The organism is Streptomyces sudanensis (assembly GCF_023614315.1).
Taxonomy (GTDB): Bacteria; Actinomycetota; Actinomycetes; order Streptomycetales; family Streptomycetaceae; genus Streptomyces; species Streptomyces sudanensis.
Window position 1 is genome coordinate 3,136,030 of the sequence record NZ_CP095474.1, and the last position, 2,849, is coordinate 3,138,878.

Here is a 2,849-nt window from a genome sequence, read left to right on the forward strand (position 1 = left end):
ACCATCCTCCGCCCGTGCGTCCGCCCGGAGCGGAGGGGGAGGCCGGGGCGGGANGCGGAGGCGCGGGCCCCGCCGGGCGCCTCGCCGGGGGTCCTCCCCGCGGCCACCGCGCCCGCCGTGGGCCCGGCCGGGGCCTTCGGCTTCACGAACGGTACCGGCCTGGCGGTCGCGGGCGGCAGCAGCGACCCGACGGGCCGGGCCTTCGCCCCGGGCCCGAACCCCCAGTCCAGCAGCTGCCTGGCCTCCTCGTACACCGCGTTCCCGCCGCCGGAGCGCGGGTCCATCACGGTCACGACGAGGGTGCGGCCGTCGCGCCGGGCGGCGGCGATCAGGGTGTGGCCGGCACGGCTGGTGTAGCCGTTCTTCACGCCGAGGAGGCCGGGGTACCTGGCGACGCCGTCGTCACCGGTGAGCAAGCGGTTGGTGTTGCGGATGCCGTACGACCAGCCGCCCGCCGGGAACATCGCGTACGGCAGGGCGCAGTACCGGGCGAAGTCCGGGTTCCGCAGTCCCTCGCGGCCGAAGAGGGCGAGGTCGTACGCGGAGGAGACCTGGCCCGGCGCGTCGTACCCGTCCGGCGACACGACCTTCGTGTCGAGTGCGCCGAGGGACCGGGCGGTGGCCTCCATCTGGCGGGCGGTGGCCTCCCAGCCGCCGTTGAGGCCGGCCAGGACGCGGACGGCGTCGTTGCCCGAGTGCAGGAACACGCCGCGCCAGAGGTCCGCGACCCGGTACGTGACGTCCTCCTTCACGCCGACGAGGCTGCTGCCCGCGCCGAGGCCGGTGAGCTCCCGCTCGGACACGGTGTGCCGGGCGTTCTGCGACAGCCTGGGCAGCACGGTGAGCGCGAACAGCGTCTTCAGGGTGGACGCGGGCGCCAGTGGCCGGTGGGCGTCGCGGGCGGCGAGGACGTCGCCGGTGCCGGCGTCCGCGACGAGCCAGGACCGCGCCGACAGGGCGGGTGGCGGGGCGGCGCCCNNGGGGAGCCGCACCTGGGTGCCGGACCGGTGCAGCAGCGCCGGGTCGGCGCGGGCGCCGGGGCGCGGCGGCTTCGGCTCGCTCGGGCGGGGGGNGGCGGCCGACGCGACGGACGACAGCACGAGCAGCGGGGGGAGGAGGGCGAGCAGCAGGAGGGCGGCGAGACCGGTGGCGGAACGGGCCGAAGTGCTGACGATCATTCAGCCACGGTAGGAAGCCGGCGCCCGCCCCGCCGCCCGGCGGGCACCAATCGGGGGACGCCCCGCCCCTCCGGCACCGGACCGGGGGTGTCCGCGGTCGCCCGCGCCCCGGCCGCCGCCGCGACGGATCCCGCGGCCCCGGCACCGGGCCGGGCGTTCCTGCCGGTCCGGTGCCACCGGCGGCGGCCGTCGTCCGGACCGCCTCCCGGACGGCCTTCCGGACCGCCCCGGGAGGCGGGGCCGGACCGGCGGCGGGTACTCCGGAAGGGAGGCGGCCGCGGGGAGCCGGAACCGGAACCGGAGCCGGGCTCGGCCGGGCGCGGCGCGGGCACCGCGACGGCGGCGGCGACCGTGGCGACCGCGACCGCGACCACGGCGGCGGCGGACAAAGAGGCATCCGCCGGTGCGGGGCGGATGCCGGGCCACCGGAAGAAACCCGAAGAAACCCGAAGCGGACATGCAGCACATCTCGCGCTCATCGGATTCCGCTTGACCATTCGGACGTCATGCCGCCTGTTCGCGGCCGACAGGATAGGGGTCGCTCCTGAGGGGCACCTGGGAGGGAACTTCTTTCGGAGCCCGCCCCCACCCCCCGGGAGGAACCCATGAACGCGGTCCTGCACGACAAGCTCTTCATGCGCCTTCACGAACTGCCGGTGCTGGCCCACATGACCTACGACGAGACCGATCCGTACGCGGTGCGGGTGGCGTTCACGGACGGCGAGTACGTGTACGCGGAATGGCGGCTGGACCGGGAGATGCTGCGTGAGGGGATGCGGCACGAGGTCGGGGAGGGCGACGTCCGGATATGGCCGGGCGTGCACATAGAGCTGTGCGGCGAGGCCGACTTCACGGTGGGGGAGGAGCCGCTGGCGCGCTTCCTGGAGCGGACGTACGAGGTGGTGCCGGAGGGCGAGGAGCGGGTGGACGTGGACGGTCTGGTGGACCGCCTCCTCACCGCCGGCTGAGCCCCGGCCGGGACCCGGCCGGGGGCCGTGGGTCACCCGAGGGTGTCGAGGAGGCCCGCGCACGCCTGCTCGCAGCGGCGGCAGGCCTCGGCGCAGACGCGGCAGTGGTCGTGGGAGGAGGCGTGCCGTCCGCACTCCTCCGCGCAGGTGGCGCAGGCGACGGCGCAGGCGCGCAGGACGGCGCGGGTCAGGTTCGCGTCGTAGCCGGTGTGGCGGGACAGGACGGAGCCGGTGGCCTGGCACACGTCGGCGCAGTCCATGTTGGTGCGGATGCACGTGGCGAGGGCGTCGAGGTGCCCGGGCTCCGACAGGCACGCGTCGGCGCAGGCGCCGCACGCCTGGGCGCAGACGGTGCACTGCTCGATGCAGTCGAGGAGCTTTCGGCGGTCGACCCCGCCGAGGTCGGCGGGATAGGTGCGCAGCATGTCCTCGGCGACGAGGGAAGCCATGGGGATTCCTCCTCCCGTGAGCGGTTCCTTCTCCGTACGGCCAGTCTCCCGCCGGGGCGGGGAGACCGCAGCGGGAGCGGGCCCGCGGGACCCGCCCGGCGGCCCTCGGACCGGCCGCGGCTAGGCTGCGCGCCCATGACCCCCAGCCGACCGGCGGGCCGTTCCGGCTCCGGCGGGCGCACCGCCCGGACCCGGGGCGCCCGTGCGCACCGCGTCCCCGCCCCCGACGGCCCGCTGATCGGCGCCGTCGCCCT

The 2,849-nt window shown here is 76.4% G+C and carries 2 protein-coding genes and 1 pseudogene; 1 reads left to right on the forward strand and 2 read right to left on the reverse strand.

From position 1 onward, the window contains the following. Positions 1-54: 54 nt before the first annotated feature. Positions 55-978, reverse strand: a pseudogene (locus MW084_RS14570) (D-alanyl-D-alanine carboxypeptidase family protein); the annotation flags it as partial. Between the two features lie 805 nt (positions 979-1,783). Here MW084_RS14570 and MW084_RS14575 point away from each other — a divergent pair. Next, positions 1,784-2,146 carry an SsgA family sporulation/cell division regulator gene (locus MW084_RS14575; protein ID WP_010468006.1) on the forward strand — a complete coding sequence of 121 codons (363 nt, stop codon included), beginning with the start codon at positions 1,784-1,786 and terminating at the stop codon, positions 2,144-2,146. Between the two features lie 32 nt (positions 2,147-2,178). Here MW084_RS14575 and MW084_RS14580 read toward each other — a convergent pair whose 3' ends face one another. Then, entirely contained in the window at positions 2,179-2,595 is a 417-nt protein-coding gene (locus MW084_RS14580) for a four-helix bundle copper-binding protein (RefSeq protein ID WP_010468008.1), read from the reverse strand. Positions 2,596-2,849 lie beyond the last annotated feature (254 nt).